Origin of the sequence: Hubeiibacter jixunmingi, assembly GCF_041928215.1 — a bacterium.
In the GTDB taxonomy this organism is placed as follows: domain Bacteria; phylum Pseudomonadota; class Gammaproteobacteria; order Pseudomonadales; family Moraxellaceae; genus Acinetobacter.
This window is the reverse complement of sequence record NZ_JBHFHK010000086.1, coordinates 1-6764: the sequence shown is the minus strand read 5'-3', so window position 1 is coordinate 6764 and position 6764 is coordinate 1. Positions and strand designations below refer to the sequence as shown.

Genomic DNA, 6764 nt, shown 5'->3' with positions numbered 1-6764 from the left:
GCATAGTAGGTGAGTGTGTAGTTGGTTTGGCTCACCATTAGGTATTGGCAGTAGTCTAAGCGTGTGAGTGGTTTTTTGTCATGCCTTATGCTACTATAGTTTATTCCCCTTATGCAAAAAAATTACGGTTTTGCGTAAGTCCTAATTACTATGCTTTTTTTAATTAAAAAGAAAGGTTTTGCTATGACTGTCCAAATTCTTAGTGCCAATGATGACAATGCACCCAAACTCCAACTAATCCCAAGATTCAAGCTAACGCCAGGTAGAAAGCGTTATTTTAAAATCGTCGCTATTTTGACGGTCATATTAGGATTGGCGAGTGGTTTTTATTATAAAGGCTCGTTTTTTACTAGCTTTATGTCAGCTGTCGTAGTGATGCTTATGATTCAAGCCGTTGTATTTTACTTTTGGTTTATGGCTTTCAATGCCAAACTTAGAGCGACGAATGGTACGAGTGCAAATGGTCAGTTGCATATCCATGAATATTACAAAAAAGTGTTCCAGGATAACGGCTATCAAGTGGACTACGAAGCAAAAGGCATTTTAATTGATAATAAAAATAAAAAGATAACTAGCACAGCTTATCAATTTTATTATCCTTTGTCATTCTGTAAGAATATTATGGCAAAGGATTTTTTATTGTGTTAAATTCTACTATTTTCCAAGAAAAACAGCGTTTTATTGAGTAATCCATGAGTAGCCACGAAATAGCCAGTCAATTAGAGAACATCCTATCTACAGGCGATAATGAAAATTTTATCTATGATTTCCTTCTTGCGTATGGCATTAGCAAATCTATCATTAGTCGCCTAAAAAAAGGTGACCAAAACCGTTCAAAACGTGACAATGAGGTGCTATATGCCAAAAAAATCCTATTTCGAGTAGAAAATGGCGATAATTTACTCAATGCCATTGATAGCGTTTCTAGTGATAGTATTGTCGCCAAACATATCCCTAGATTCGCTTTGATGACCGATTATGAGCATTTGGTAGCCAAAGATTTAAAGCTCGGCAAAACGCTTGATATTGCGTTTAACGAATTACCCAAGCATTACGACTTTTTCTTACCGCTTGCAGGAAGCGAAGTTTATCATTCAGCGAATGATAATGAAGCGGATAGAAATGCCGCTTATAAAATGGTAACCTTATATGACCATTTAATCAGCGAAACCCCCGATATCTATCAGTCCAAAGAACAGATTCATTCTTTGAATGTGTTTTTATCTCGCTTGCTATTTTGTTTTTTTGCCGAAGACACAGGGATTTTTGCACAAGACAGTATTTTTACCAATACCTTGGTACAGCACACCGCCAAAGACGGCTCGGACACGCATTTGTTTTTGGATAAGCTGTTTGCTCGTTTGGATTCGCAGGACACCAAGGATTTACCGCAGTTTTTGGCGGACTTTCCGTATGTGAATGGCGGTTTATTCCGAGATAAAATTAGTTCACCAATTTTTTCGGCAAAGGCTCGCAAAATCTTGGTTGAGCTTGGTGAGCTACAATGGAAAAACATCAACCCCGATATTTTTGGTTCGATGATTCAGGCGGTGACGAATAAGGTTGATAGAAGTAACCTTGGGCAACATTACACCTCTGTTCCCAATATTAAGAAGCTGATTAAGCCGTTATTCCTTGATGAATTTTATGAGGAACTTGAGAAGGCGACAACCGTTAATCAGCTTTATAAGTTGCAAAATCGTATCGCTAAGGCGAAATTTTTTGACCCTGCATGTGGGAGTGGTAATTTTTTGATTATCACGTATAAAGAGTTGCGGGTACTTGAGATTGAGTTGATTAAGCAGGTTATTGAGTTATCCGAGAATGTTGTGATGACGTTTGGTTCACAGATTAAGATTTCTCAGTTTTATGGGATTGAGTTTAATGATTTTGCTCATGAGATTGCGATTTTATCGTTGTGGCTTGCTGAACATCAGATGAATATTATTTTTGAGGAGCAGTTGTCAGATTATGCGGTAGTGAGTTCGATTTTGCCGTTAAAGACAATGGGGAATATCAAGCAAGGTAATGCGATTCGTGAAAATTGGGAAAAAGTATGTCCGATTAGTGATTCTGATGAGGTTTATATCATTGGTAATCCGCCGTATTGTGGTTCAGCTAGGATGGACCTTGATAAAAAAGCTGATTTAGCACTTATTACCACTAATTCAGGTAAGCTAGATTATGTAGCAGGATGGTTTATACTAGCAGAAAAATACATCAAAAATAGAAATGCCAAATGTGCGTTAGTAGCTACAAATTCAATCTGCCAAGGTGAGCAAGTCGATTTGTTATGGAATAAAATATTAAGTAGCCAAATTGAAATTGATTTTGCTTATACTTCTTTTAGTTGGGAAAATAATGCTAAAAGTAACGCTGTTGTTGCCGTAGTTATTGTAGCTATAAGAAATACTTCAAATCAATCGAAATATATATTTTCGAATAACTTCAAAAACGAAGCCAAAAATATTAATGCTTATCTGCGAGATGAGAGGGATATTATTATTTCACCCCTAAGTAATTCTAATAAAATACTTGGATATGAATCACCAAATCGAGTTAATTACATTTCTAAAAGTGATGCCTTGTTTTTTGATGAGCAGGAAAAAGATAAAAATATCAATGAGTTTAATAAAAAATTTATAAGGCAATTAATTGGTGCTGCTGAGCTTATAAGTGGCACAAAAAAATATTGCCTTTATATCAATGAGAGCGAGTATTCACAGGCATTAAAAGATAACTTTATCAGAGAACGAGTAAACTTATGCAAAGTAGAACGAGAAAATGATATTTTGCCTTACAGATTTTGTAAGAAACATATTGCCGAAGATAAAGACTATTTAGTAATACCTAGAGTATCATCAGAAAAAAGAGCATATTTACCCATTGAATTATTTAGAGGTAAGTATGCTTATACTGATTCAGTACAAATTATTGAGAACCCAACGCCAATTATTTCTGCAATATTATTATCAAAAATGCACATGGTTTGGATTAATGCTATTGGTGGAAAATTAGAAACTCGTTATAGATATTCATCAAGACTCTGCTATAACACTTTCCCTTTCCCACAAATCGATAAAAAGCAACAGGAAAACTTACGCCAATATGTATTAGATATCATAGAAGCTAGAGCCAATCATATCGGCAAAACCCTCGCATGGATGTATAACCCCGACACCATGCCAAATGACCTAAAACAAGCTCACCAAGCCCTAGATGAAGCCATTGAGCAATGCTACCGTTTGAAACCTTTTGATAGTGATAGCGAACGCCTAGAATACCTATTCAAACTGTATGAAAAAATGATTAGCGAAGAAAAGACAACCAAATCAACGCCCAAAGCTAAATCCCAATGAGGTAACACACCGTGCCAGACTTTTTTAAATCCGAATATAACCAAACAGGTAGTAGCAAAAAAACCAACGCCTACGGTATGCGAGAAATGCAACAAAAGGCATTTGATGCCAATTCCGCCCAATATCTGCTGATTAAAGCACCGCCCGCTTCGGGTAAATCTCGGGCATTAATGTTTATCGCCCTTGAAAAATTACGCAATCAAGGTATCAAAAAAGTCATAGTAGCCGTACCCGAACGCAATATTGGGGCATCGTTTAGATCAACTGCTCTCACAAAAGATGGCTTTTTTGCCAATTGGACACCCAACCCACATTATAACCTTTGCACCGCTAGCTCAGAAAAAAGTAAAGTCGCTACCTTTCTTGAATTTTTGGAATCTGATGAACAGATTTTAATTTGTACCCATGCGACATTTCGTTTTGCCTGTGCCGAAATTGAGCAAACCCAGTTTAACGACTGCTTGATTGCGATTGATGAGTTTCACCATGTGTCAGCCGAAGGCGATAACCGACTGGGCGAAGTGATTAAAAACATCATGGCAAAATCGAATGCCCATATTGTCGCGATGACAGGTTCATATTTTCGGGGCGATAGTGTGCCTGTACTATTGCCTGAAGATGAAATCAAATTTACCAAAGTCACTTATAACTACTATCAACAGCTCAATGGCTATGAATACCTAAAATCATTGGGAATTGGCTATCATTTTTATACAGGAAGATATTTTAAAAAGCCATTTGATAAAGATATTTCGGCATTGGAAGAAATCTTGGATGTGAATAAAAAGACCATTATTCATATTCCCAATGTCAATGCCAATGAATCATCCAAAGATAAAATGGCGGAAGTCGGACATATCCTAGACATATTGGGCGAAGTGGACTACCAAGACCCCGATACAGGCGTTATCTATGTCAAAAATGCACAAACAGGCAAAACCCTAAAAGTCGCCGACTTGGTTAACGATGAACCCAAAGATAGAGAGAAAATCTCACAATACTTACGCTCAATGGACGATGTTGATGCCATTGATATCATTATTGCCTTGGGTATGGCAAAAGAAGGCTTTGACTGGCCATATTGTGAACACGCCCTAACCATTGGCTATCGTGGCTCATTGACCGAAATTATTCAAATTATCGGACGTGTTACCCGAGATAGCTCAAATAAAGTCCATGCTCAATTTACCAATCTTATCGCCGAGCCTGAAGCCGAAGGCACAGAAGTCAAGGTAGCGGTCAATAATATGCTTAAAGCGATTACCGCATCGTTATTGATGGAGCAGGTGCTTGCCCCGAACTTTAACTTCAAACTCAAATCCGAAGATGAGGAAGAAGCTAACAACGATAAGAAAAATGATGACGAGAATACCATTCGAGTGGGTGGATTTAAAACGGCAACGTCTCAACGGGCAAAAGAAATTATTGAGCAAGATTTAAACGACTTAAAAGCCAAAATCTTACAAAATGATATCATGCTAAAAGCCATGCCTGGTAATGTCGAACCTGAAGTCATCAATAAAGTTCTTATTCCAAAAATCATTAAGGAAGTCTATCCTGACTTGAATGACGAAGAAGTTGAAGCGGTTAGACAGCATATTGTGATTGATTCGGTGGTTAAAAATGGTCAAATCGTCGAGGAAGGGGGCAAAAAGTTCATCCGAATGGCGAATAGCTTTGTCAATATTGATGACATACACATTGACTTGATTGACCAAATCAACCCGTTTCAAAAAGCCTTTGAAATATTGTCAAAAGCAATAACCTCAAAAACCTTAAAGCTAGTCGATGATTACATTCAGTCTATCAAAATTGAAATGACTGAAGAAGAAGCCATAGCCTTATGGCCGAAAATCAAGGAATATCATGAGAAAACTGGCAAATTCCCTAATTTACAATCATTTGACCAAAAAGAAAAACGCATGGCAGAGGCTATCGTATTATTAAAAGAACTCAACCGTAAACGTAATATGGGCGAGATTTAAGGATAAGCTACAATGTCGGACAAAAAATTAACACTTGATGATATTTTCAATGATGACACGTTTAGGATTTTAGATACTAAAAATCCTACTACAGCGGTAAAAAATGATGAAGACCCTTTGATTGATGAATTTGAGAAAATAAATGCTTTTGTCGATCAAAATCATCGAGAACCTAGCACTAGCAGTATGTTTGAATCTAACCTACTGGCTCGGCTAAAGAAAATCCGTAGTGATGACAGTATCAAAAAAATCCTCAAGCCCTTTGATAGGCATAATCTATTGGGTCATGTCGAGATGGACTTACCCACATTAGAAGATATTTTTAATGATGATTCAGGGATTTTAGATACTTCCGATGATTTATCAATCTTTAAATACCGCCATATCCCTAAAGAAGAGGATAGGGTTAAAACGGACTTTGTGGCTCGCCGTGAAACGCTTGGTGATAGAGAATTTGCACCCTATGAAAAAATGTTCCATAAAGTTCATCAAGAAATTAAGGATGGTAGAAGGCGAATCGTTGAGTTTAAAGATGCTGAATTAGATGAAGGAAAATTCTATTTTATAGACGGAGTAATGGTGTTTCTTAAAAAAGTAGATGAAACCAAAAGGCACGATGATAGCTTAAGTTTTAATACAACAAGGTTGAAGGATGGTCGTACTATTACAATCTTCGAAAACGGAACAATCAGCAACATGTATTACCGTTCTCTCGCTAAAGCGATTGATAAAGGTGGACAAAAAATGGTCTCAGATTTAGACGAGTCTGAGCAATTAGAAATTTTTGATAGCCCTGAAAACATAACTGATGAAGATGAAAGCTTGGGTTGGATATACATTTTAAAATCAAAGTCTCAGCGACCAGAAATCAAGGGTATTAAGAATCTCTACAAAATTGGCTTTTCTAGTACTCCAGTTGAGGAACGTATTAAGAACGCTAAAAATGAAGCGACGTACCTTTATGACGATGTAGCAATCGTAGAAACCTATCAAATTTATAATTTAAATGCTAAAAAATTTGAGCAGTTAATTCATAGGGTATTTGCGACAGTGTGTTTAGATGTTGAATTTGATACTAAAAACAATCTACGAGTAAATCCAAGGGAATGGTTTGTCGTGCCGTTAGAGGTGATTGAGGAGGCGATAGGACTGATTATGAGTGGTGAGATTGTTGATTATCGGTTTGATTTAAAAGCTCAAACTATAGTTAAAACTGTATTATAGTGAACAAGGCGTTCGTGGTGTGAGGAGCATTGCTCGGTAAATCGAACCATAACGCCTGTTACCCTTCGACAAGCTCAGGGCGAACGGTGCTTATTTTAATTAGTTAGGACTTACGCAACCCTAACCGAAGGGCAACGAAGTTGCTCACAAATATAGTCATCAAGAAGCCCTTGCTTAATTTGATACATCGTTTTAC

Annotated in this window: 4 protein-coding genes; all 4 read left to right on the top strand. The window is 37.1% G+C overall.

All coding sequences use genetic code 11. From position 1 onward, the window contains the following. Window positions 1-183 precede the first annotated feature (183 nt). The 4 genes from ACEYX7_RS10150 to ACEYX7_RS10135 are packed head-to-tail and all read left to right on the top strand — an operon-like array spanning window position 184 to window position 6568. Window positions 184-648: a hypothetical protein gene (locus ACEYX7_RS10150; RefSeq protein WP_374900536.1), complete on the top strand. Its 465-nt coding sequence runs from the start codon at window positions 184-186 to the stop codon at window positions 646-648. A 44-nt stretch (window positions 649-692) separates the two neighbouring features. After that, on the top strand, window positions 693-3359 hold the full coding sequence (locus ACEYX7_RS10145; protein ID WP_374900534.1) for a class I SAM-dependent DNA methyltransferase: 2667 nt from the start codon (window positions 693-695) through the stop codon (window positions 3357-3359). An 11-nt stretch (window positions 3360-3370) separates the two neighbouring features. After that, window positions 3371-5344, top strand: coding sequence for a DEAD/DEAH box helicase (locus ACEYX7_RS10140; protein ID WP_374900533.1), 1974 nt, complete (start codon window positions 3371-3373; stop codon window positions 5342-5344). Window positions 5345-5356: 12 nt separating this feature from the next. Then, window positions 5357-6568 (top strand): GIY-YIG nuclease family protein, encoded by a 1212-nt coding sequence (locus ACEYX7_RS10135; protein WP_374900531.1) that lies wholly within the window; start codon window positions 5357-5359, stop codon window positions 6566-6568. Window positions 6569-6764 lie beyond the last annotated feature (196 nt).